Below are 21,660 nucleotides of genomic sequence, written 5' to 3'. Positions count from 1 at the left end.
CACGCAGGCAAGCCATGGAAGAAAACTTCGCTTTCGCGCCAGCCTACGAACTGCCGAGCTGGCCCTTCGTGCCGCCGCCCGAGCTGGCCAGCGGCCAGGTGGTGCGCCACCCGCTCGTGATCGTCGGCGCCGGCCCCTCGGGCCTCACGCTGGCCTGCGACCTCGCCCAGCGCGGCGTGGGCGCCGTGCTGCTCGACGAGGACGACACCGTCGGCGTGCGCGGCGCCTCCTCGCGCGGCATCTGCTATGCGCAGAAGAGCCTGGAGATCTTCGAGCGCCTGGGCATCTTCGAGCGCATCGCGGCCAAGGGCATCACCTGGTCCTTCGGGCGCACCTTCTCGGGCGAGCAGGAGGTCTACAACTTCAACCTGCAGACGGCCAGCGTCTCGCGGCAGCCGCCCTTCATCAACCTGCAGCAGTTCTACATCGAGTGGTTCCTGGTCGAGCGCATCCTCGAGCTCGGCCTCACCGACCTGCGCTGGAAAAGCCGCGTGACGCGCGTCGAACCGATCGCCGACGGCGTGCGCCTCGAGGTCGAAACGCCCGCGGGCCGCTACACGATCGAGGCCGACCGGCTGATCGACGCCACCGGCGCCAACAGCGCGATCCGCACCGGCCTCGGCATCGAGGCCCATGCCTCGCACAGCACCGACCGCTGGTGCATCAGCGACGTGCGTTTTCGCAAGCCGCTGCCGACCGAGCGCTGGACCTGGGTCGACGCACCCTTCAACGAGGGGCGCGGCGTCTGGCAGCACCTGATGGCCGACGGCGTCTGGCGCATCGACTACCAGATGCCCGAGGACTGCGACACCGCCTACATCAGCCGGCCCGAGGTGGCCGGCGCGCGGCTGCGCGAGCAGTTGGGGCCGGGCGTGGAGTTCGAGTTCGTCTGGATCGGCCCCTACGGCTACCGCGACCACCTGCTCGAGCGCTTCCGCCATGGCCGCGTGTTCTTCATCGGCGATGCCGCGCACGTGGTGAGCCCCTTCGGCGCGCGCGGCGGCAACAGCGGCATCCAGGACGCGGCCAACCTCGGCTGGAAGCTCGCGCTGGTGGCGCGGGGCCAGGCCGGCGACGCGCTGCTCGACAGCTACGACGCCGAGCGCCAGCCGGCCGCGCGCGAGAACCTGCAGGTCACGAGCCGCTCGGCGCGCTTCCTCGCGCCGCGCTCGCCGGCCGAGCACACGCTGCGCCGCGCCGTGGTCGCGCTGGCCGCGCGCTTTCCGTTCGCGCGCGCCCTGGTGAACACCGGGCGCATGTCGGTCGCCAACGACTACCCGGCCGCGCCGCAACTGCCCGCGGGCGGCCGCACGGTGCAGAACCTGCCGCTGCGCCGGGCCGACGGCCGCGACACCACGCTGATGCAGCTGCTGGCCGAGGACACGCGCTGCATCGGCCTGTGGTTCGCGCCCACGGCGGATGCGGCGCGGGCCGCGCTCGATGCGACGGCGGGACTGCCGCTGCGCCTGCTCGCGGTCGGCGGCACCGGCCACGGCCTGCCCGCGCTGCAGCCCGACGACCGGCTCGCGGCCCACGTCGGCGCGGGCGAGCCCGGCAGCTTCGTGCTGGTGCGCCCCGATGCCTACCGCGCGCGCGTGCTCGCGCAGGCCACGCCCGAGGCCATCGCCGACGCCGTCCGCACCGCCCTTGCCCTCGATCCCGCGCCATGAACACCGAACTCCGCATCCCCGATCCCGACGGCTTCTATGCCGCGCTGCTGGCCGCGCACGAAGGACGCAGCGAGGCGCAGAGCGCCGATCTCAACGCCCGCCTCGTGCTGCTGCTGGCCAACCAGTGCGCCGACCAGGCGGTGCTGCTGGACTGCATCCGCGCGGCCGCCGAAGAAGAACATTCCACGAGCCCCCACCCCGCATGACCGCCAACGTCTCCTTCGCCTCCGCCTCCGACACCCGCGAGCAAAAGCCGCAGCTGCGCGAGCTCGCGCCCGGCGCCTTCGGCTACATCAGCGACTTCGATCCCAACTGCGGCTTCGTGGTCGGCGACGAGCAGGTGGTGCTGATCGACACCCGCCCCACGCCGCGCATGGCGCGCGACTTCCTCGCGGCCATCCGCACGGTGACCGACAAGCCGATCCGGACCATCGTGCTGACCCACTACCACGCGGTGCGCGTGATGGGCGCGAGCGCCTTCGACGAGGTCGAGCAGATCGTCGCGAGCGCGGGCACGCTCGACTGGATCCGCACGCGCGGCCAGGCCGACTTCGATTCGGAAGTGGGCCGCTTCCCGCGCTTGTTCGCGGGCCTCGAGGAGATCCCGGGCCTGACCTGGCCCACCCTGAGCTTCCAGAACGAGATGAGCCTGTGGCTCGGCCCGCGCCCGGGCACCGGCCGCGAGCTGCGGCTGATGGCGCTGGGCCGCGGCCATTCGAGCGGCGACACCGTCGCCTGGCTGCCCGATTGCGGCCTGCTGTTCTCGGGCGACGTGGTCGAGAACCACTGCGGCGTGTACGCGGGCGACGCCTACATCGGCGACTGGGCCGGCACGCTCGACGCGGTGCGCGCGCTGCGCCCGCGCGTGCTGGTGCCGGGCCGCGGCGCGGTGCTGCAGGACGAGGCCGCCTGCGCCGAGGCGATCGACCTGACCAAGGCCTTCCTCTCGACCCTGCTCGACAGCGTGCGCGCCGGCATCGCCGCGGGCGAGGCGCTCAAGGGCTGCTTCGCGCGCGCCGAGGCCGCGATGAAGCCGCGCTTCGGCCAGTGGCCGGTGTTCCAGCACGTGCTGCCCTTCGACGTCTCGCGCGCCTACGACGAGTTGCGCGGCATCGAGCACCCGGTGGTGTGGACCGCCGAGCGCGACCGCGAACTCTGGCAGACGCTGCACGCGTAGGCCGCCACGATTTCCCCTGAAGAAAAAACCACCCCGGAGACAAACCGATGAAGCGCTTCCTGCCCCTGATCGCCCCCGTGCTCGCCGCCTTCGCGCTGGCCGGCGCCAGCCTCGCGTCGGCCCAGAGCGGCCCCTATCCGAACCAGCCGATCAAGTGGCTGGTGCCCTATGCCGCGGGCGGCGGCACCGACAACATCGCGCGCCAGCTCGCCGATGCGATGCAGCCCTCGCTGGGCCAGCCGGTGGTGATCGACAACCGCCCCGGTGCCTCGACCAACATCGCGGTCGGCCTGCTGATGCAGTCGAAGCCCGACGGCTACACGATCATGCAGGCCGAGAACGCGGCGCTGCTGTTCAACGAGCACATGTTCGCCAAGCTGCCCTACAAGCCCGCGAGCGACTTCACCTACATCGGCGCCATCGGCCGCATTCCGCTGGCGCTGGTGGTGCGGCCCGACTTCCAGGGTAAGACCCTCAAGGACTTCGTCGCCTACGTGAAGGCCAACGGCGACAAGACCAACTACGCCTCGCCGGGCATCGGCACGCCGCACCACATGGCGATGGAGCTGTTCAAGCAGAAGGCCGGCCTGTCGATCACGCACGTGGCCTACAAGGGCGGCGCGCCGGCGCTGCAGGACATCATGGGCGGCCAGGTGCCGATGATGATGCTCGACCTCACGGCCGCGCTGCCCTATCTCAAGACCGGCAAGCTGCGCGCGCTGGCGATCGCGCTGCCGCAGCGCGCCAAGGGCCTGCCCGAGGTGCCGACCTTCGCCGAGCTCGGCTATCCGGAAGTCAACGCCTTCGCCTTCCACGGCCTGATCGGCCCGGCCGGCATGCCGCCCGAGGTGGTGAACCGGCTCAACGCCGAGCTGCACAAGGCGCTGCAGACGCCGCGCATCCAGCAGGTGTTCAGCGAATTCGGCTTCGAGGCGCTGCCCGGCACGCCGAAGGAGTTCCAGGAAATGGCGCGTTCGCAGAGCGCTTACTGGGGCCAGGTGATCAAGACTTCGGGCGTGCAGCTCGACTGAACACGCTCTTCATCCGACTGCTTTTTCTCTCATTCATGTCCAACGAACCCTCTCCTGCTTCGACCGCGCGCGAGCGCGTCGGCTTCATCGGCCTCGGCGTCATGGGCGCGCCCATGGCCGGCCACCTGGCGCGCGCCGGCCACGCGGTCTCGGTCTACGACCTCGCGCCCGGCGCGGCGCAGCGGCTCGCCGAGTCGCAGCCCGGCATCACGGCACGCGCCAGCCTGCGCGAGGTGGCGGCGCACAGCGACGTCATCGTGACCATGCTGCCCAACGGCCGCGTGGTGCGCGAGGTGGTGTTCGCCGACGACGGCCTGCTCGCGGGCTGGGCGCGCGGCGGCCTGCTGCTCGACACCTCCTCGGCCGAACCGTGGATCACGCGCGAGACCGCCGCGCGGCTGGCCGAGCACGGCATCGCGATGGTCGACGCACCGGTCTCGGGCGCGGCCTGGGGCGCGCAGGCGGCCGAGCTGGTGTTCATGGTCGGCGGCGCACAAGCCGACGTGGCGCGCGCGCGGCCGCTGCTCGACGCGATGGGCCGCGCGGTGTTCCACCTGGGCGCGCTCGGCGCCGGCCACACCATGAAGTGCCTCAACAACCTGATCACCGCCGTCACGCTCACGGCCACGGCCGAGGGGCTGGCGATCGGCACCCGCGCCGGGCTCGATCCGGCCGTGATGACCGACGTGCTCAACGAGGCCACCGGCGGCTCGTGGATCACGCGCACGCACATCCACCAGCGCGTGATCAGCCGCAGCTTCGACGATCCGTTCAAGCTCGAGCTGATGCTCAAGGACATGGGCATCGCGGTCGACCTGGCGCGCGAACTCGGCATGCCGGCGCCGATCAGCGAGGAGGGCCGCCGGCTGTGGCAGCAGGCCGATGCCGCGCGCGGACCCGGCGTGAGCGTGAGCGAGCTGGTGCGCTGGGTCGAGACCGAGGCCGGCACCGAGATCCGCTCGGCTACCAGCCCCAGATGAGGTGCAGCGGCAGGTACACCGCCATGCCGGCCAGCATGGTGCCGAGCACGCCGCGGCGCCAGTAGTAGTAGGCCGCGCCGACCACGGTGGCGTAGATGCGCGCGTCGTGCAGCGAGGTGATCAGGTGGCCCTGCGTCATCACGATCTCGGGCGCGATCACGCCGGCCAGCGCAGCGGCCGGCGCATAGTGCAGCGCGCGGTGCGCCCACTCGGGCAGGCCCCAGGGCCGGTCGAGGATGAAGAAGAAGCAGCGCGTGAGCACGGTGACGCCGGCCAGGCCGACGATCACGGCGAGCGTCCAGAGGTCGGTCTCGCCCTTCACTTGTCGTCCTCCGCGGCGGGGTCGAGGCCGAACTGCTTCTCGAGCCAGAAGCACAGCAGCACCGCCACGCCGATGGCGGCCACGATGTTGAGCTTGAGCGGCAGCGCATAGGCCGCCACCGCCGTGGCGCCCGCGATCAGCGCCGCGAGGATGCGCAGCCGCGTCGTGGCCATCGAGCAGACGATCGCCACCAGGCTCAGCACGCCCGCGAAGCCCAGGCCCCAGCTCTGCGGGATCAGGTTGGCCAGCGCGATGCCCAGCAGGCTCATGCCCATCCAGGCGCACCAGGTCACGGCGTAGTTGCCCGTGAGGTAGGCCTCCTGCGCGAGCCGTTCCTCGTCGGTGACCGGTGGCGCCGGGTACTGCTTCGTGAACAGCGCATAGCTCATGTCGGCCGTGAGGTAGCCGTGCAGCATGCGGCGCCAGCGCGACATGTGCATCAGGTAGGGCCGCAGGTGCAGGCTGAAGACCACGAAGCGCAGGTTGACGCAGAAGCCGGTCGCCAGGATCACCCAGGCCGGCGCGCCCGCGAACAGCAGCGGAATGGCCGCGAGCTGCGAGCTGCCCGCGTAGACCAGCAGCGTCATCGCCACGGCCTCGAGCACGCTCATGTTCGACTTGACCATGGCCACGCCGGTCATCAGGCCCCAGGCGCCGATGCCCAGCGCCACGGGGGTCATGTCGCGCACGCCCACGCGGAACTGCGGGCGGCGCCGGATGGCGGCCGACAGGAACATCAGGCGCTCACCCGAACACCTGGCCGGTCTTCAGGTCGAAGCCACGCAGGAAGTCGGCGACGCCCAGGCGCTTGCCGCCCGGTCGCTGGAGCTCGGTGACGGTCACGACCGCATCGGCGGCCGCCACCGCGATGCCGTCGCCGGTCACCGCGAGGATGGTGCCGGGCGCGTCCGAAACCGTGCCGGCCACGGCATGCGCGGCCCAGAGCTTGATGGTCTCGTTCTCGAGCGGGCTGTTGGCGCCCGGGAAGGGATCGAAGGCGCGGATGCGGCGCACGATCTCGGCGGCGGGCCGCCGCCAGTCGATCAGCGCTTCCTGCTTCTCGACCTTGTTGGCGTAGGTCACGCCCTCGGCCGGCTGCGGCGTGCGCACCAGCCGGCCTTCGGCGGCGCCGGCCAGCGCCTCGACGATCATGCGGCCGCCGAGCGCGGCCAGCCGGTCGTGCAGGCGGGCGGTGTTGTCCTCGCCGATCTCGAGCGCCTCGACCGACAGCATGTCGCCGGTGTCGAGGCCGGCATCCATCTGCATGATCGTGATGCCGGTGCGCGCGTCGCCGGCCTCGATGGCGCGGTGGATCGGCGCGGCGCCGCGCCAGCGCGGCAGCAGGCTGGCGTGGATGTTGAGGCAGCCCAGGCGCGGCAGGTCGAGCACCCACTGCGGCAGGATCAGGCCGTAGGCCGCGACCACCATCACGTCGGCGCGCGCCGCCAGCAGGGCCTCGCGCGCGGCGGCGGCCTCGTCGGGGTACTTGCCGTCCAGCCGCAGGCTGCGCGGCTGCGCCACGGGCCAGCCCCTGGCCAGCGCGCATTGCTTGACCGGCGAGGCCTGCAGCTTCATGCCGCGGCCGGCCGGGCGGTCGGGCTGGGTCAGCACCAGCGCCACGTCATGGCCGGCGGCCGCGATGGCCTCCAGCGCGACGCGCGCGAACTCGGGCGTGCCCGCGAAAACGACGCGCAGCGGGCTCACCAGCGCAGCCGATCGAAGTCGAGGTCGTCGCCCGTGTGATAGCGCCGCACCACGCCGGCGGGATCGATGTAGATATGGAGCAGGCGGCGCTCGTTCACCGCCTTGTAGCGCCAGGTCCAGACATTGCCGTCGAAGGAGGTCACGCGGCGGATCTCGTAGGGGCGGCCGTAGAAGGCAATGACATCGTTCTGGCGCCACTTGTCGACCTGGATGTCATGGTCGAAGCGGCGCTCGTCGAGCACCTGGGTCACCGAGACCACCTTGCCGCTGGCGTCGACGTCGATGTCGGTGACCTCGAAGCCGGCCGGCGTGCGCGAGTACTGCAGCCGCTCGCCGCCGCCGTTCAGCGGATAGCGGCCCGTGGGCTCGCCCAGGCGCTGCAGGGTTTCGGCGGCCGAGGTGCCGGGGACGATGCGGGTGGGTTCGCTGGCGCAGCCGGCGAGCGCCAGCAGGACGGCGGCGCAGAGGAGGGGCAGGCGGCTCGAGGCACCGAAGCGCATCGCTCAGGCCCTGCCTTCGCGCAGGTCCTCGCGCTGTTGCTTGAGCAGCTTGCTCTTGATGCGGTTGCGCTTGAGCGGCGACAGGTATTCGACGAAGACCTTGCCCAGCAGGTGGTCGAGTTCGTGCTGGATGCACACGGCCAGCAGGCCCTCGGCCTCGAGGCTGCGCAGCTCGCCGTCGAGGTCGAGCGCCTGCACCTTGACCGAGGTCGAGCGCTCGACGCCGTCGTAGATGCCGGGCACCGAGAGGCAGCCTTCCTCGTTGACGACCTTCTCGTCGCTGGCCCAGGTGATCTCGGGATTGATCAGCACCAGCGGCTGGTCGCGCTCTTCCGACACGTCGATGACCACGACCCGTTCATGCACGTTGACCTGGGTCGCGGCCAGTCCGATGCCGTTGGCGTCGTACATGGTCTCGAGCATGTCGGCCACCAGGGCCTTGATGCGCGCGTCCACGCCCTGCACGGGCTTGGCGACCGTGTGCAGGCGCTTGTCCGGGTAACTCAGAATGATTCGTTTGGCCATGAAATCGGGGGGAAGTTGTGGCTATTTTCGCCAATTCGGCGGCCCCAGGCCGCGCGTTTGCCGGATAAACGTTGCCCTTCCGGGGGCTTGGCGCCAGAATTCGTAGCAAATTGTGAGATTCGTATGCGCCGCGATACGTCGCGCGCTCACCCATCCAGACATGAAAAAGCTCCCAATCCCGGCTCGCCGCCCGAACCTCTCCGCCTCCCTGGCAGCCCTCGCGGTCGTTGCGGCGGGTGGCGTCGGCACCACGGCCTGGGCGCAGAATTATCCGATCACCGCGCAGCAGCGCGCCACGGCCCAGCAGACCGCGCAGGCCGGCGTGCCGCTCAGCGAGCTGGCGCCCAACGCGCCCGACGAATACACGGTCAAGCCCGGCGACACGCTCTGGGCCATCTCGCGCCTGTACCTGCTACGCCCCTGGCGCTGGCCCGAGCTCTGGGGCATGAATCTCAACGAGATCGCGAACCCGCACCGCATCTACCCGGGCCAGGTGCTCTACCTCGACAAGAGCGGCGGCCGCGCCCGCCTCACCACCCGCCGCGGCGTCGGCGGCGAGGGCGGCACCATCAAGCTCACGCCGCGCACGCGCTTCGACTCGCTGGCCGGCATGGCGCTGCCCACGCTCAACCCGAGCCTGATCGAGCCCTTCCTCAGCGAGCCGATCGTGGTCGACGAGAACACGCTGCAGGCCGCGCCGCGCATCGTGGCCGGCAACGACAGCCGCGTGCTGCTGTCGCGCGGCGACCGCGCCTATGCACGCGGCGAGAAGGATTCGCCGCTGCTCGAGGTGCCGGGCCCGATCCAGCATTTCCGCGTGTTCCGCAGCGCCACGCCGCTCAAGGACCCCGGCACCGGCGAGATCCTCGGCTACGAGGCCCAGTACCTGGGCAAGGTCCAGCTGCAGCGCGGCGAGTCGACCACGGTCGAGACCAAGGACGAGAAGGACTACATCACGGTCGTGCCCGCCACCGTCGACGTGATCGCGGCGCGCGAGGAAATCCGCGCCGGCGACCGCCTGCTGCCCGAGCCGCCGCGCCAGCTGCTGAGCTACGCGCCGCGCGCGCCGTCCACGCAGGTCGAGGGCCGCATCGTCTCGGTCTACGGCAACGCGGTGCAGTTCGCGGCGCAGAACCAGGTGGTGGCCATCAACAAGGGCACGCGCGACGGCATCGACAGCGGCCATGTGCTGGCGATCCTCAAGAACGGCGAGACCATCCTCGACCGCACGGGCGACAGGAAGGAAACCATCAAGCTGCCGAACGAACGCATCGGCCTGCTGATGGTGTTCCGTCCCTTCGAGAAGGTCTCGTACGCGCTGGTGCTCGAAATCAACGACACCCCGCGCGCCGGCGACTTCATCGTCAACCCCTGACCCACCCGGTTCCCGCGTGGACCGCGCAGAACTCGCGGGCTGGCTGCGGCTGTCGCTGACGCCGGGCATCGGCGACGGCGCCGCGCGCCGCCTGCTGGCCGCCTTCGGCCTGCCGGCCGATGTCTTCGCCCAGAGCGAGACCGCGCTGCGGCAGGTCGTGAGCGAAGCCCAGGCCGCGGCGCTGCGGCAGATGCCGCCCAACCTGCAGGCGCTGATCGACCAGACCCAGCTATGGCTGCGCCAGCGCGACGACGGCGCCGACACGGTGGTGCGCCGCATCGTCACGCTCGGCGACCCCGGCTATCCGCGCTCGCTGCTCGAGACCGCCGACCCGCCGCTGATGCTGCACGTTCTGGGCGCCGAAGCTTTCGACCTGACCCAGCTCGGCCACAGCCTCGCCGTGGTCGGCAGCCGCAACCCGACGCCGCAGGGCGCCTCGAACGCGCGCGCCTTCGGCCGCGCGCTCGGCGAAGCCGGCCTGCCCGTGATCTCGGGCCTGGCGCTCGGCGTGGACGGCGCCGCGCACCAGGGCGCGCTCGACGCGGCCGATGCCGCGGGCACCGGGCCGCGGCTCGCCACGGTGGCGGTCGTCGGCACCGGGCTCGACCGCGTCTATCCGGCACGGCACCGCGAGCTCGCGCAACGCATCACGCAGCAGGGCCTGATCGTGAGCGAGTTCCTGCTCGGCACGCCGCCGCTCACGCAGAACTTTCCGAAGCGCAACCGGCTGATCGCGGGACTCGCGCGCGGCACGCTGGTGGTCGAGGCGGCACTGGCCTCGGGCTCGCTGATCACGGCGCGGCTCACCTCCGAGCAGGGCAAGGAGGTGTTCGCGATCCCCGGCTCGATCCACTCGCCGCAGTCGCGCGGCTGCCACGCGCTGATCCGCCAGGGCGCGAAGCTGGTCGAGTCGGTGGCCGACATCCTCGAGGAATTGCAGCCGCTCGCGCAGCAGCCATCGCCGGACGCCTTCAGGCCCTGGAGCGGCGGCACGGACCACGGGGATCCGTTGCTCGAGGCCCTGGGCTTCGATCCGGTGAGCCTCGATGCACTGGGCGCGCGCACCGGCTGGAGTGCCGCGGCGCTGCAGGCCCGCATGCTCGAGCTCGAACTCGACGGCCGCGTGGCGCGCCTGCCGGGCGGGCTGTTCCAGCGCATGGGTGCGGCCTGAGCGCACGAACGCGCACCACCCGCCACCGTCGCGCACGGCCTCGCGGGCGGCCATCGGTATTTACGCCGATCCTTGCATTTGCACCACGCGTCGCGTCGTGTCCATGATCGTGGGCTATATTGGGCCCATGTTCGAAGTGCTCGTGTTCGTCTACGAAAACTACTGGCGCAGCGATGCCTGCCCTGAACCCGAACAATTGAGCCGCAAGCTCAGCGCCCACGGCTTCGAGGCCGAGGAGATACGCGATGCCTTGCAATGGCTCGATGGCCTGAGCCTCGCCACGCAAGGCGTGCAGCTCAAGCGCAACGACGAGGAGGGCCGCAGCGTCACGGTCGCGTTGCGCAGCAGCGCCGAGGCCACGCGGCCGCAATCGCCCGATTCGATGCGCGTGTATTCGCAGGCCGAGCAGGACCACCTGGGCGCCGAGTGCCTGGGCTTCATCCAGTTTCTCGAAGGCTCGAACGTGCTGCCCTGCGACATGCGCGAGATCGTGGTCGAGCGAGCGATGGCCGCGCCAGGCGCGCCGGTGGCGCTCGACGAGCTCAAGATCATCGTGCTGATGGTGCACTGGAGCACCGGCATCGAGCCCGATGCGCTGGTGCTCGACGAGCTCTGCGAGAGCCACGAAGGCCGGCTCGCGCACTGAGCCCTGCGGCGCCTCAGTTCAACAGGCGCTCGGGATTCGCGTCGAGCTTCGCGAGCGCCTCGCGCGTGGCGCGCACCGTCAGCGTTTCTTCCTCGGCCGGCGTCAGCAACCCGGCCTGCAGGTAGGACGCGAGCCGCCCGGCCTGGATCAGGAAGCTGCGCCCGTCGGCCGAGGCGAACAGGTGCAACTGCTTGCGGTCGCTGCGCCAGACGAACTGGACCTGGCTCACGCGGTCGTTGTGGTCGAGCATGAACCAGGTGCCCACCTGCAGCTCGTTGGCCCAGGCCAGCATGTCCTCGCTCGCCCGCGCGCCCGCCGTGTCGGCCACGACCTCGATCGCGCTCGCGTCCACGCCGAGCAGCAGCTCGATGTTGGTGGCGTCGAGCGGCAGGTCGGCATCGCCGCCGCTGTCGCTCACGAAGTCCTCGAGGTGCGCGAGCCGCTCGGCCATGGCCTCGATCTTGGCCTGCGGGATGGCCTCGGTCTTGAGCATGAAGGCATCGGACAGCGTGGCGCCGATGGTCTTGATGTAGGCCTCCTGCGGCTCGTCGACGATGCCCAGCAGCGCCATGCCCTGGCGCAGCCGCTGCAGCAGCTGCGGCAGGTCCTGGATCACACGCGCGCGGTCGGTACGGCTGGGCTTGGCGCTCGCGGCCCACACCAGTTCGGAGGCGGCGCGCTTGAGCGTCACGGTCTGCTCGTCCTGGCCGCCGTAGCGCAGCGCGGCGATCGCCAGTACCTCGGCCCAGACCTTGAACAGGAACTCGCGGATCTCGTCGCGCACCGGCATGTCGTTGAGCATCTTGCGCAACTCGATGGTGTACTGGATCGCCATCGTCTCCTTCTGCTCGACCTGCTGCGCCACGCTCATCACGCGCTGCGCGGTGTCGCTCTGCGTGAGGTAGCGGTTGAGGAAGGCGACGAATTCGTCGAACACCAGCTTGAAGACGCGCTGCCCGGTCTCGGGGTACTGCTCGATCACCTGTACCACGCGCTTGATCTCGTTCTCGAGCGCGCTGCCCGAGATCGCGGCCGCGTCGAAGCCCATCACGCACGAGCCCATGCGGTCGATCAGCATGCGCGCGGGATGCTGCAGCGTGCCGAAGAACTCGGGCTCGGCGATGGCCACGCGCAGCACCGGCATCTGCAGCCGCGCGAACCACACGCGCGCCGAGAACGGAATGCGCTCCTCGGCCAGGATGGCCTGGAACATCAGCGCGACGATCTCGACCGTGGCCTTGTCGGCGGTGGTCGGCGCGCGCTTCTTGAGTTCGGTGCTGCGACGGCGCAGGTCGACCGCGCTCTGCTGGATCAGCGTGGCCTGCTCGCCCGGGGCATCCAGGTACTGGGTGGCGGCCGCGCGGTAGGCGGCCTCGGCATCGGCGATGGCGCCCGCGAAGGTGCGCGAGAAGGGCCGCGGCGCGCCGAAGTCGGCGCCGCCGGCAGTGCCGCGGCCGTCGATACCGATCGACGAGGCCGGCTGCGTGCTGTTGCCGGTGTCGCCGCCGATGCGGCCGGTGACGAAGCGCTTGAGGTTCAGCAGCGCGGTCTGGGCGCGCTGGCGAGCCGTGGCGAGCGGCGAGCCGCCGGAGGGCACGCCGCCGCCGCGCTGGAACGTGCCGGGCACGGAGGCCGTCGACGACATCGCGCCGCCCGGCGCCACGGGGCCGCCGGCTTGCCAAACGCCCGCTGCGCCCGGAGCACCCGGGCCGGTCGCACCACCCGTGCGCCGCACGAAGCTCTTGAGGTCGATCTCGGGCATCACGCCGTTGGCGACCAGGTGGGCGTTGGCGTCTTCATAAGCCTTGGCGACCACGTCGACCAGCTGCGCCTGCACCGTCTCCTGCACGCGGGCCCAGAGCTGGCGGCTCAGGCCGGCGGCCAGCCATTGCTCGACCAGCAGCTTGGCCAGGGTCTCGGGCTTGAGCACGTCCTTGCCGTCGAGCTCGCTCGTGCCCTCGAGGTGCTGGATGCGCAGCCGCAGGTCGCTGAGCTCGAAGCTCGCGCGGTCGTGGATCACCTGCGCGAGGCGCGAGGAGAGGATGTTGCTTTCCACCACCTCGTCGCCGATCAGCTCGAGCCGCAGCATCTGCGTGTGCGAGGTCGAGCTGTGGAAGCCGCTGGGGCCGCTCTCGCCGAGCGCCTTGCGCCAGCCGGTCTGCGCGAGCGACACCCATTGCGAGGCATTGCCCTGGAACGCCACGAAGTCGTCGCGGTGCTCCTGCATGGCGCGCGCGCTGCCGACTTCGGAAGCCAGCTGGGTCAGGCGGTCGCGGACGGCGCGGGCCAGCGGAACGATGGCGCCTTCCGTCGCCAGCACGAAACGCTCACGCGTCTCGCGAGCGAGCTGCAGGGACGAGGCTGATCGCGCAATGCTCATTGAGGAAGATCAGGGGGCAGGTACCGGTTTCACCCGACAGACGCGAGCTTGCATCGGGAAGCGCATCCGCACAAGGGTGCGCGCCCGGTCGCGTTGCATGGGCGCCTCGCGGCGAAGGACGGGCCCGACTTTACCTTGCCCAGCGCACGCCGCAGGGGCGCCGCTTCAGACCACCGCGCCGGCGTTCGGATCGTCCGGATCGCCGTCGCGCTTGACCGGGCCCTTGATCAGGTCCTCGCGCTTGATGCCGAGCCACATCGCAATGGCGGCCGCCACGAAGCACGACGAATAGATGCCGAAGCAGATGCCGATGGTGAGCGCCAGCGCGAAGTAGTGCAGCGTCGGGCCGCCGAAGAAGAACATCGACAGCACCACGAGCTGCGTGGAGCCGTGGGTGATGATGGTCCGGCTGATGGTCGAGGTGATCGCGTTGTCGATGATCTCGGTGGTCGTCATCTTCCGGTAGCGCCGGAAGTTCTCGCGGATCCGGTCGAAGATCACGACCGATTCGTTCACCGAGTAGCCCAGCACCGCCAGCACCGCCGCCAGCACGGCGAGCGAGAACTCCCACTGGAAGAAGGCGAAGAAGCCCAGGATGATCACCACGTCGTGCAGGTTGGCCAGCACGGTGGCGAGCGCGAACTTCCATTCGAAGCGGAACGCCAGGTAGATCATGATCCCGACCACCACCATGCCCAGCGCCTTCAGGCCGTTGGTGGTGAGCTCCTCGCCCACCTGCGGGCCGACGAACTCGATGCCGCGCTGCGTGGCGGAAGGGTCGATCGCCTTGAGCGCGGCCATCACCGGCACGCTCTGCTGCTCGGCGCTCATGCCCTGGCGCGCCGGCAGGCGGATCTGCACGTCGCGCGAGCTGCCGTAGTTCTGCACCAGCACTTCCTGGTAGCCGAGCTTGCTCACGGCGTCGCGGATCTTGCCGACGTCGGCGGGCTGCGAATAGGCCACCTCCATCACGGTGCCGCCGGTGAACTCGACCGACAGGTGCAGGCCGCGGTGCATCAGGAAGAACACCGCCAGCGCGAAGGTCGCGAAGGAGATGATGTTCAGCACCAGGGCATGGCGCATGAACGGAATGGTGCGGTGGATGCGGAAGAACTCCATGGCCTTCTTTCCTTACTTGGCTTGGGCCACGGACGTGCCGTCGGCGGTATCGGTCTTGGGGCGCCAGACGGTGCCGATCGACACGCTCTTGAGCTTCTTCTTGCCGCCGTACCAGAAGTTCACGATGCCGCGCGAGAAGAACACGGCCGAGAACATCGAGGTCACGATGCCCAGGCAGTGCACCACCGCGAAGCCGCGCACCGGACCCGAGCCGAAGGCCAGCAGCGCGATGCCCGCGATCAGCGTGGTCACGTTGGAGTCGAGGATGGTGCCCCAGGCGCGGTCGTAGCCGGCGTGGATGGCCGCCTGCGGCGAGGCGCCGTTGCGCAGCTCCTCGCGCACGCGTTCGTTGATCAGCACGTTGGAGTCGATCGCCACGCCGATCGCGAGCGCCATGGCCGCGATGCCGGGCAGCGTGAGCGTGGCCTGGATCATCGACAGCAGCGCGACCAGCAGCAGCAGGTTGACCGCCAGCGCGATCGACGAGAACAGGCCGAACAGCGCGTAGTACACGCACATGAAGACCATGATCGCCAGGAAGCCGTACATCACGGACTTGATGCCCTTGTCGATGTTGTCGGCGCCCAGCGTCGGGCCGATGGTGCGTTCCTGGATGATTTCCATCGGCGCGGCCAGCGAGCCGGCGCGCAGCAGCAGCGCGAGGTCGTTGGCCTCGCTCACGCTCATCGAGCCCGAGACCTGGAAGCGGTTGCCCAGCTCGCCGTTGATCGAGGGAGCCGTGAGCACTTCGCCCTTGCCCTTCTCGAAGATCATCATCGCCATGCGCTTCTTGTAGTTCTCGCGGCTGACGTCGCGCATGATGTTGCCGCCCTTGGCATCCATCGTCAGGTCGACCTTGGGCTGGTTGCTCTGCTGGTCGAAGCCGGGCTGCGCGTCGGTGAGGTTCTCGCCGGTGACCAGCACCTGCTTCTTGACGATCACCGGGCGGCCCGCGCGGTCGAAGAACTTCTCCGAACCGAAGGGCACCGGCCCGCCGCTGAGCTCGGCCGCGCGGCCTTCGGACGATTCGTCGACCAGGCGCATCTCGAGGGTGGCGGTGCGGCCGAGGATTTCCTTGGCCTTGGCCGTGTCCTGCACGCCCGGCAGCTGCACCACGATGCGGTCGATGCCCTGCTGCTGGATCACGGGTTCGGCCACGCCGAGTTCGTTGATCCGGTTGTGCAGCGTGGTGATGTTCTGCTTGAGCGCGGCGTCCTGCAGACGGCGCGCGGCCTCGGGCTTGATGGTGGCGACGAGGCGCCAGTTGCTGCCGTCCGGACCGTCGGTGGTCGTGAGGTCGGGGAACTGGTCCTGGATCAGCTGCTTGGCCTTTTCCAGCGCCGCGGCGTCGCGGAAGGTCACCTCGACGGCCTGGCCGTTGCGGCTCACCTGGGTGCCGCGGATGTCCTTCGAGCGGAAGTTGGTGCGCAGGTCGCTCGCGAAGGACTCGGCCTTCTTGTCGATGGCGCCCTTCATGTCGACCTGCAGCAGGAAGTCGACGCCGCCGCGCAGGTCGAGCCCCAGGTACATCGGGAAGGCATGCAGCGCGGTGAGCCACTTGGGCGAGCGCGACACCAGGTTCAGCGCCACCGTGTAGGGCGGGTCGGCGGCATCGGGCACCAGCGCGTGCTGGATCAGGTCGCGCGCCTTGAGCTGCTCGTCGGGGCTGGCGAAGCGCGCGCGCAGCGAAACGCCGTCGAGCGTGATCAGATCGGGCACGAGGTTGCCCGCCTTCAGGGCCTCCTCGACGCGGGTCTGGGTGGCGGCGTCGACCTTGACGGTCGACTTGGCCGACGAGACCTGCACCGCAGGCGCCTCGCCGAAGAAATTGGGCAGGGCATAGATCAGCCCCACGAGCAGCACGATCACGATGATCGCGTACTTCCAGACCGGGTAACGGTTCATGAGATCGCGCTTTTCAGAGACGGCAGGAACGGGACACGGCGTGACTTGAGGTCCGGGGCAACGAAGCGCAAGACCGGGCCACGCTTTTCTTTCTTATTTGACGGCGCCCTTGGGCAGCACCTGCACCACCGAGCTGCGCTGCACCTTGATCTCGACGCCGTTGGCGATCTCGAGGCCCAGGTACTGGTCGCCGACCGAGGTGATCTTGCCGAGCACGCCGCCGGCGGTGGCGACTTCGTCGCCCTTGACCAGCGCCTCGATCATGGCGCGGGCTTCCTTCTGGCGCTTCATCTGCGGGCGAATCATGACGAAATACAGCACCACGAACATGAGCACCAGGGGGAGCATGCTGCCCAGTGAGGACATCATGTCGCCGCCTCCGGCAGCGGGAGCGGCGGTCTGGGCGAAAGCAGTAGAAATGAACAAGGAAGTCTCCAACAGAGGGAAGAGGTAAGGGCGCCGGCGCGAGCCGCGCTCGGGGTCTGGCGACACCAGGGCCTTCAACGGGCCAGGGGTCCACGGGCACGGGCCGCAAATCGAAGCTCGGCGGACGGGGGCCGCGCACAGCACCGGGCATTGTATTCGTGGCGAAGCGCCGCCCCGCGCGCTTATCCGGCGCGAGGCGGTGGGCATTCGAAGTGAGGGAGGCGCTCCTGGATTGCTATGTTTTGGATAGCATCGATCCTAAGCGGTGCCTGTGACAGCACCGTTTCGGCGCCTGACCCGCTGGCGCGGGCCCGCGCCGGCGGGCGCGCGCTCAGGCTGCGGCGCGCTCGGCCCGGGGCTGGCGCCACCTGGCCAGCAGCTCGTTCCAGCGGATGCGCGCGGCCTCGAGGTTGCGCTCCTTCACGTGGCCGTAGCCGCGGATCTGCTCGGGCAGCGTGGCGATCTCGAGCGCCAGCGCATGGTTGTCGGCGCGCAGCGCGCCGATCACCTCGTCGATGCTCGCGCGGTACTCGCCGATCAGCGCACGCTCGGTCTTGCGCTCCTCGGTGCGGCCGAACACGTCGAAGGCGGTGCCGCGCAGGCCCTTGAGCTTCGCCAGCAGCCTGAAGCCCGTCAGCATCGAGGGGCCGAACTTCTGCTTCACGAGCTGGCCCTTGGCGTTCTTCTTCGCGATCAGCGGCGGCGCGAGGTGGTAGTTGAGCTTGAAGTCGCCCTCGAACATGCCCTCGATGCGCTCGAGGAAGGCGCGGTCGGTGTGCAGCCGCGCGACCTCGTACTCGTCCTTGTAGGCCATGAGCTTGAACAGGTAGCGCGCGACCGCCTCGGTCAGCGAGCTCTTGCCGGTCAGGCTGGTCTCGGCCTGCTGCACCTTGGCGACGAAGCGGCGGTACTCGTCGGCATAGGCCGCGTTCTGGTAGCCGGTCAGGAACTCGACGCGGCGCGCCACCAGGCTGTCGACGCTCTCGCGCTTCTTGAACTCGATCACCTGGCCGGGACGCACGCGCTTTTGCAGCTCGTCGGGCCGCACGGCGGCCTGGCGGCCCCATTCGAAGGCGGCCTTGTTGTTGTCGATCGCCACGGCGTTGAGCTCGATCGCGCGCATCAGCGACTCGTGCGCCAGCGGGATCCAGCCCTTCTGCCAGGCGTAGCCCAGGATCATCGGGTTGACGTAGATGGTGTCGCCCATCAGCGCGGTCGCGGCCGCGTCGGCATCGAAGGCGCCAACGCCTTCGGCACCCACGGCGCGCGCAATCTCGGCGGCACAGGCGTCCTCGGGGTTCTGCCAGTTGGCATTGCGCACGAAGGCCGCGGTGGGCGTGCTGTGCGTGTTGAGCGCCACGTGGGTGCGGCCCTCGCGCATGCGCGCCATGGTCTCGCCGTTCACCGACACCAGCGGGTCGCAGGCCAGGATCAGGTCGGCCGCCGCGGTGCCCACGCGGGTGGTGCGGATGTCGCCCTGGGTGTCGCCGATCAGCACGTGGCTCCAGGTGGCACCGCCCTTCTGCGCCAGGCCGGCCGCGTCCTGCGTGACGATGCCCTTGGCCTCGATGTGCGCGGCCATGCCCAGCAGCTGGCCGATGGTGATCACGCCGGTGCCGCCGACACCGGCCACCACCACGCCCCAGACCTTGCCGCCGTCCAGCGACGGGATCGCGGGCTCGGGCAGCAGACCGAACTCGGCCGGCGTGGCCGCCTTGTTCTTCGCCTTCTTCTTGAGCTGGCCGCCCTCCACGCTGACGAAGCTCGGGCAGAAGCCCTTCAGGCAGCTCATGTCCTTGTTGCAGGTGCTCTGGTTGATCGCGCGCTTGCGGCCGAACTCGGTCTCCAGCGGCTCCACGCTCAGGCAGTTGCTCTGCACGCCGCAGTCGCCGCAGCCTTCGCAGACCAGCTCGTTGATGACCACGCGCTTGGCCGGGTCGACGGCCGTGCCCCGCTTGCGGCGGCGGCGCTTCTCGGTGGCGCAGGTCTGGTCGTAGATGATGGCCGTGGTGCCGGGCATCGCGCGGAACTCGCGCTGGATCTCGTCGAGCAGGTCGCGGTGCTTGACCTGCACGTGGTCGCCCGGGATGCTGACGCCCTCGTACTTCTCGGGCTCGTCGGTCACGATCACGACCTTCTTCGCGCCCTCGGCGTGCAGGCTCTCGGCGATCTGCAGCACCGAGTGGCCCTCGGGGCGCTCGCCCACGGTCTGGCCGCCGGTCATCGCGACGGCGTCGTTGTAGAGGATCTTGTAGGTGATGTTCACGCCGGCCGCGATGCTCTGGCGGATCGCCAGCAGGCCGCTGTGGAAGTAGGTGCCGTCGCCGAGGTTGGCGAAGATGTGCTGGTCGGTCGTGAACGGCTGCTGGCCCACCCACGGCACGCCCTCGCCGCCCATCTGCGTGAAGCCGATGGTGGAGCGGTCCATCCAGGTCGCCATGAAGTGGCAGCCGATGCCGCCCATGGCGCGCGAGCCCTCGGGCACCACGGTGCTGGTGTTGTGCGGGCAGCCCGAGCAGAACCAGGGCTGGCGCGCGTCCTTCACGCCCTCGGCCTGGATCACCTGCATCGAGCGCTCCTTGGCCTCGAGGATCGCGAGCTGCGCGTCGATGCGCGCCGCCATGTCGGAGCCGGCGGGCAGCAGGCCCGTCTTCTTGAGGCGCCCGGCGATGGCCTTGGCGATCAGCGCCGGGTTCAGGTCGGCATTGGCGCGCAGCAGCGTGTGGGCGGTCGGGTTGGGCATCGACCATTCGCCGCCCGAGTAGCCCTCGGCCGCGTGCACCTCGCCCTCGTCGAACTTGCCGACCACGTTGGGCCGCACGTCGGAGCGCCAGTTGTAGAGCTCTTCCTTGAGCTGGTATTCGATGACCTGGCGCTTCTCCTCGACCACCAGGATCTCCTGCAGGCCGGTCGCGAACTCGCGCGTGAGCTGCGCCTCGAGCGGCCACACCACGCCCACCTTGTGCAGCCGGATGCCGAGCTGGCGGCAGGCCGCGTCGTCCAGGCCCAGGTCGATCAGGGCCTGGCGGGTGTCGTTGTAGGCCTTGCCGCTGGCCATGATGCCGAAGCGGTCGTTCGGACCCTCGATCACGTTGTGGTTGAGGCGGTTGGCGCGGATGTAGGCCAGCGCGGCATACCACTTGTAGTGCATGAGCCGGGCTTCCTGCTCCAGCGCATGGTCGGGCCAGCGGATGTGCAGGCCGCCGGGCGGCATCTCGAAGTCGGTCGGGATCACGATGTCGACGCGCTCGGGGTCGATCATGGCCGTGGCGCTCGACTCGACGATCTCCTGGATCGTCTTCATGCCCGACCACACGCCCGAGAAGCGGCTCAGCGCGAAGGCGTGGATGCCGAGGTCGAGGATTTCCTGCACGTTGGCCGGGAAGAACACCGGCGTGCCGCAGGCCTTGAAGATGTGGTCGCTCTGGTGCGCTGCCGTGCTGCTCTTGGAGATGTGGTCATCGCCGGCCACTGCGATCACGCCGCCCCAGGCGGTGGTGCCCGCCATGTTGGCGTGCTTGAAGACGTCGGAGCAGCGGTCCACGCCCGGGCCCTTGCCGTACCAGATGCCGAAGACGCCGTCGAACTTGTTGGTGCCCTGCGGCGAGAAGCCCAGCTGCTGGGTGCCCCACAGCGCGGTGGCCGCGAGTTCCTCGTTCACGCCGGGCTGGAAGACGATGTTCTGTTCCTTGAGGAACTTGCTGGCCTTCCACAGCGCCTGGTCGTAGCCGCCGAGCGGCGAGCCGCGGTAGCCGCTGATGAAGCCGGCCGTGTTCTTGCCGACCTGCTTGTCGCGCAGGCGCTGCAGCATCGGCAGCTTGACCAGGGCCTGGACCCCGCTCATGAATGCGCGCCCGTAGTCGAGGCTGTATTTGTCGTCGAGCGTGACGGTTTCTAGCGCGCGGCGGATGTGCTCGGGCAGCGGGGCATTCATGTCTGTCGTCTCCGTGGTGGCAGGGCCTTGTGGGCCTGGCTGATAGGTGCGGGTCTGTGCCCGGTCGGGCGCGAGCCCATGATCACGCAAAGTGTATGCCGGGGTCCGCGACAGGTGTTTGCTTTCCATGCCCCCAAAAAGCCACTTCCAGAAAGAAGATTGCTTAATATCGATGCTTATGGAAAGCATTGACAAGTTCGACCTTGCCATCCTGCAAGAACTGCAGACCGACGGCCGCCTCACCAACGCCGAGCTTGCGCAGCGCGTGGGCCTGTCGGCAGCGCCCTGCTGGCGCCGCGTGCGCGCGCTGGAAGAGGCCGGCTTCATCAAGGGCTACCGCGCCGAGATCGACCGGCACAAGATCGGGCTGGGCGTGCTCGCTTTCGTGCGCGTCGACACCGAGCGCGTCACCAACGAAGCGACCCGCAAGCTCGAGGACGCCATCCGCAAGATGCCCGAGGTCGTGGCCTGCCACTACATCAGCGGCACCGGCACCTTCGAGCTGCAGGTGGTGGCGCGCGACCTCGACGGTTTCTCCGCCTTCGCGCGGCAGCACCTGATGAACCTGCCGAACGTGAAGGACCTGCACACCAGCTTCTCGCTCGGCGAGGTGAAGGCGAGCAGCGCGCTGCCGCTGGGGCACCTGGCGAAGTAGCGGCGGCCATGACTTTTCTCCGCCCCGCGGCGCTTTTGTGAGCGCTCGCTTGCGGGGATGACCATTGTTTGCAGTGCCAACGCGATGGCGCTTGCACACTGCGCGACCTCGTTCCCTGGGAGGTCACGCCGATGTCGAAC

The 21,660-nt window shown here is 69.6% G+C and carries 19 protein-coding genes; 9 read left to right on the top strand and 10 right to left on the bottom strand.

Annotated features, from left to right (window positions below; genetic code table 11):
* Positions 1-14 precede the first annotated feature (14 nt).
* Genes KV106_RS24145 through KV106_RS24125 form a run of 5 tightly spaced genes read left to right on the top strand, consistent with a single transcriptional unit; the run spans position 15 to position 4,858 of the window.
* Positions 15-1,670 carry an FAD-dependent monooxygenase gene (locus KV106_RS24145; RefSeq protein ID WP_261212861.1) on the top strand — a complete coding sequence of 552 codons (1,656 nt, stop codon included), beginning with the start codon at positions 15-17 and terminating at the stop codon, positions 1,668-1,670.
* Complete coding sequence (locus KV106_RS24140; protein ID WP_261212860.1) at positions 1,667-1,876, top strand: DUF2783 domain-containing protein; 210 nt, start codon at positions 1,667-1,669, stop codon at positions 1,874-1,876. Before KV106_RS24145 ends, KV106_RS24140 begins: the two co-directional genes overlap by 4 nt.
* Complete coding sequence (locus KV106_RS24135) at positions 1,873-2,847, top strand: MBL fold metallo-hydrolase (protein WP_261212859.1); 975 nt, start codon at positions 1,873-1,875, stop codon at positions 2,845-2,847. The genes KV106_RS24140 and KV106_RS24135 overlap by 4 nt, the downstream gene beginning before the upstream one ends.
* 47 nt (positions 2,848-2,894) lie before the next feature.
* Positions 2,895-3,878 carry a Bug family tripartite tricarboxylate transporter substrate binding protein gene (locus KV106_RS24130; RefSeq protein WP_208512578.1) on the top strand — a complete coding sequence of 328 codons (984 nt, stop codon included), beginning with the start codon at positions 2,895-2,897 and terminating at the stop codon, positions 3,876-3,878.
* A gap of 35 nt (positions 3,879-3,913) precedes the next feature.
* A complete protein-coding gene (locus KV106_RS24125) occupies positions 3,914-4,858 on the top strand; it encodes an NAD(P)-dependent oxidoreductase (protein WP_261212854.1) in 945 nt (314 codons plus the stop codon).
* On the opposite strand, the gene KV106_RS24120 is transcribed toward KV106_RS24125, so the two are convergent.
* The 5 genes from KV106_RS24120 to def are packed head-to-tail and all read right to left on the bottom strand — an operon-like array spanning position 4,842 to position 7,909.
* Positions 4,842-5,180 (bottom strand): AzlD domain-containing protein, encoded by a 339-nt coding sequence (locus tag KV106_RS24120; protein WP_057594370.1) that lies wholly within the window; start codon positions 5,178-5,180, stop codon positions 4,842-4,844. The genes KV106_RS24125 and KV106_RS24120 overlap by 17 nt on opposite strands.
* Complete coding sequence (locus KV106_RS24115) at positions 5,177-5,917, bottom strand: AzlC family ABC transporter permease (protein ID WP_261212852.1); 741 nt, start codon at positions 5,915-5,917, stop codon at positions 5,177-5,179. Before KV106_RS24115 ends, KV106_RS24120 begins: the two co-directional genes overlap by 4 nt.
* A gap of 7 nt (positions 5,918-5,924) precedes the next feature.
* Positions 5,925-6,884, bottom strand: coding sequence for a methionyl-tRNA formyltransferase (gene fmt / locus KV106_RS24110; protein WP_261212850.1), 960 nt, complete (start codon positions 6,882-6,884; stop codon positions 5,925-5,927).
* Positions 6,881-7,384 carry a hypothetical protein gene (locus tag KV106_RS24105; RefSeq protein WP_261212848.1) on the bottom strand — a complete coding sequence of 168 codons (504 nt, stop codon included), beginning with the start codon at positions 7,382-7,384 and terminating at the stop codon, positions 6,881-6,883. The genes fmt and KV106_RS24105 overlap by 4 nt, the downstream gene beginning before the upstream one ends.
* A 3-nt stretch (positions 7,385-7,387) precedes the next feature.
* Positions 7,388-7,909 carry a peptide deformylase gene (gene def, locus KV106_RS24100; RefSeq protein ID WP_057594367.1) on the bottom strand — a complete coding sequence of 174 codons (522 nt, stop codon included), beginning with the start codon at positions 7,907-7,909 and terminating at the stop codon, positions 7,388-7,390.
* A 160-nt stretch (positions 7,910-8,069) separates the two neighbouring features.
* Between def and KV106_RS24095 the strand changes: the two genes are divergently transcribed.
* The 3 genes from KV106_RS24095 (at position 8,070) to KV106_RS24085 (ending at position 11,101) form a co-directional block, all read left to right on the top strand.
* Positions 8,070-9,284: a LysM peptidoglycan-binding domain-containing protein gene (locus KV106_RS24095; RefSeq protein WP_261212847.1), complete on the top strand. Its 1,215-nt coding sequence runs from the start codon at positions 8,070-8,072 to the stop codon at positions 9,282-9,284.
* Positions 9,285-9,300: 16 nt separating this feature from the next.
* A complete protein-coding gene (gene dprA, locus KV106_RS24090) occupies positions 9,301-10,455 on the top strand; it encodes a DNA-processing protein DprA (RefSeq protein ID WP_261212846.1) in 1,155 nt (384 codons plus the stop codon).
* Between the two features lie 127 nt (positions 10,456-10,582).
* On the top strand, positions 10,583-11,101 hold the full coding sequence (locus tag KV106_RS24085) for a Smg family protein (RefSeq protein WP_057594364.1): 519 nt from the start codon (positions 10,583-10,585) through the stop codon (positions 11,099-11,101).
* Positions 11,102-11,114: 13 nt separating this feature from the next.
* Here KV106_RS24085 and KV106_RS24080 read toward each other — a convergent pair whose 3' ends face one another.
* From KV106_RS24080 to KV106_RS24060, 5 genes are all read right to left on the bottom strand, one after another.
* Positions 11,115-13,481: a DUF1631 family protein gene (locus KV106_RS24080; protein WP_057594363.1), complete on the bottom strand. Its 2,367-nt coding sequence runs from the start codon at positions 13,479-13,481 to the stop codon at positions 11,115-11,117.
* A 165-nt stretch (positions 13,482-13,646) separates the two neighbouring features.
* On the bottom strand, positions 13,647-14,600 hold the full coding sequence (gene secF, locus KV106_RS24075) for a protein translocase subunit SecF (RefSeq protein ID WP_093351319.1): 954 nt from the start codon (positions 14,598-14,600) through the stop codon (positions 13,647-13,649).
* A gap of 12 nt (positions 14,601-14,612) precedes the next feature.
* Entirely contained in the window at positions 14,613-16,505 is a 1,893-nt protein-coding gene (gene secD / locus KV106_RS24070; protein ID WP_261212845.1) for a protein translocase subunit SecD, read from the bottom strand.
* Positions 16,506-16,598: 93 nt separating this feature from the next.
* Positions 16,599-16,931, bottom strand: coding sequence for a preprotein translocase subunit YajC (gene yajC / locus KV106_RS24065; protein WP_057594360.1), 333 nt, complete (start codon positions 16,929-16,931; stop codon positions 16,599-16,601).
* A gap of 331 nt (positions 16,932-17,262) precedes the next feature.
* Positions 17,263-20,865 carry an indolepyruvate ferredoxin oxidoreductase family protein gene (locus tag KV106_RS24060; protein ID WP_261212843.1) on the bottom strand — a complete coding sequence of 1,201 codons (3,603 nt, stop codon included), beginning with the start codon at positions 20,863-20,865 and terminating at the stop codon, positions 17,263-17,265.
* A gap of 178 nt (positions 20,866-21,043) precedes the next feature.
* Here KV106_RS24060 and KV106_RS24055 point away from each other — a divergent pair, with 178 nt between their 5' ends.
* Positions 21,044-21,520 (top strand): Lrp/AsnC family transcriptional regulator, encoded by a 477-nt coding sequence (locus tag KV106_RS24055; RefSeq protein ID WP_057594358.1) that lies wholly within the window; start codon positions 21,044-21,046, stop codon positions 21,518-21,520.
* Positions 21,521-21,660 lie beyond the last annotated feature (140 nt).

The sequence above is a fragment of the Variovorax endophyticus genome (assembly GCF_025376855.1).
Classification (GTDB): domain Bacteria; phylum Pseudomonadota; class Gammaproteobacteria; order Burkholderiales; family Burkholderiaceae_C; genus Variovorax.
Note: the sequence above shows the minus strand (reverse complement) of the source record. Positions and strands in the feature narration are given on the sequence as shown.

Coding starts and splice junctions, on each gene's coding strand:
- KV106_RS24145 (WP_261212861.1), top strand. CDS start 15: ATGGAAGAAAACTTCGCTTTCGCGCCAGCCTACGAACTGCCGAGCTGG.
- KV106_RS24140 (WP_261212860.1), top strand. CDS start 1,667: ATGAACACCGAACTCCGCATCCCCGATCCCGACGGCTTCTATGCCGCG.
- KV106_RS24135 (WP_261212859.1), top strand. CDS start 1,873: ATGACCGCCAACGTCTCCTTCGCCTCCGCCTCCGACACCCGCGAGCAA.
- KV106_RS24130 (WP_208512578.1), top strand. CDS start 2,895: ATGAAGCGCTTCCTGCCCCTGATCGCCCCCGTGCTCGCCGCCTTCGCG.
- KV106_RS24125 (WP_261212854.1), top strand. CDS start 3,914: ATGTCCAACGAACCCTCTCCTGCTTCGACCGCGCGCGAGCGCGTCGGC.
- KV106_RS24115 (WP_261212852.1), bottom strand. CDS start 5,917: ATGTTCCTGTCGGCCGCCATCCGGCGCCGCCCGCAGTTCCGCGTGGGC.
- KV106_RS24105 (WP_261212848.1), bottom strand. CDS start 7,384: ATGCGCTTCGGTGCCTCGAGCCGCCTGCCCCTCCTCTGCGCCGCCGTC.
- def (WP_057594367.1), bottom strand. CDS start 7,909: ATGGCCAAACGAATCATTCTGAGTTACCCGGACAAGCGCCTGCACACG.
- KV106_RS24095 (WP_261212847.1), top strand. CDS start 8,070: ATGAAAAAGCTCCCAATCCCGGCTCGCCGCCCGAACCTCTCCGCCTCC.
- KV106_RS24085 (WP_057594364.1), top strand. CDS start 10,583: ATGTTCGAAGTGCTCGTGTTCGTCTACGAAAACTACTGGCGCAGCGAT.
- KV106_RS24080 (WP_057594363.1), bottom strand. CDS start 13,481: ATGAGCATTGCGCGATCAGCCTCGTCCCTGCAGCTCGCTCGCGAGACG.
- secF (WP_093351319.1), bottom strand. CDS start 14,600: ATGGAGTTCTTCCGCATCCACCGCACCATTCCGTTCATGCGCCATGCC.
- secD (WP_261212845.1), bottom strand. CDS start 16,505: ATGAACCGTTACCCGGTCTGGAAGTACGCGATCATCGTGATCGTGCTG.
- KV106_RS24060 (WP_261212843.1), bottom strand. CDS start 20,865: ATGAATGCCCCGCTGCCCGAGCACATCCGCCGCGCGCTAGAAACCGTC.
- KV106_RS24055 (WP_057594358.1), top strand. CDS start 21,044: ATGGAAAGCATTGACAAGTTCGACCTTGCCATCCTGCAAGAACTGCAG.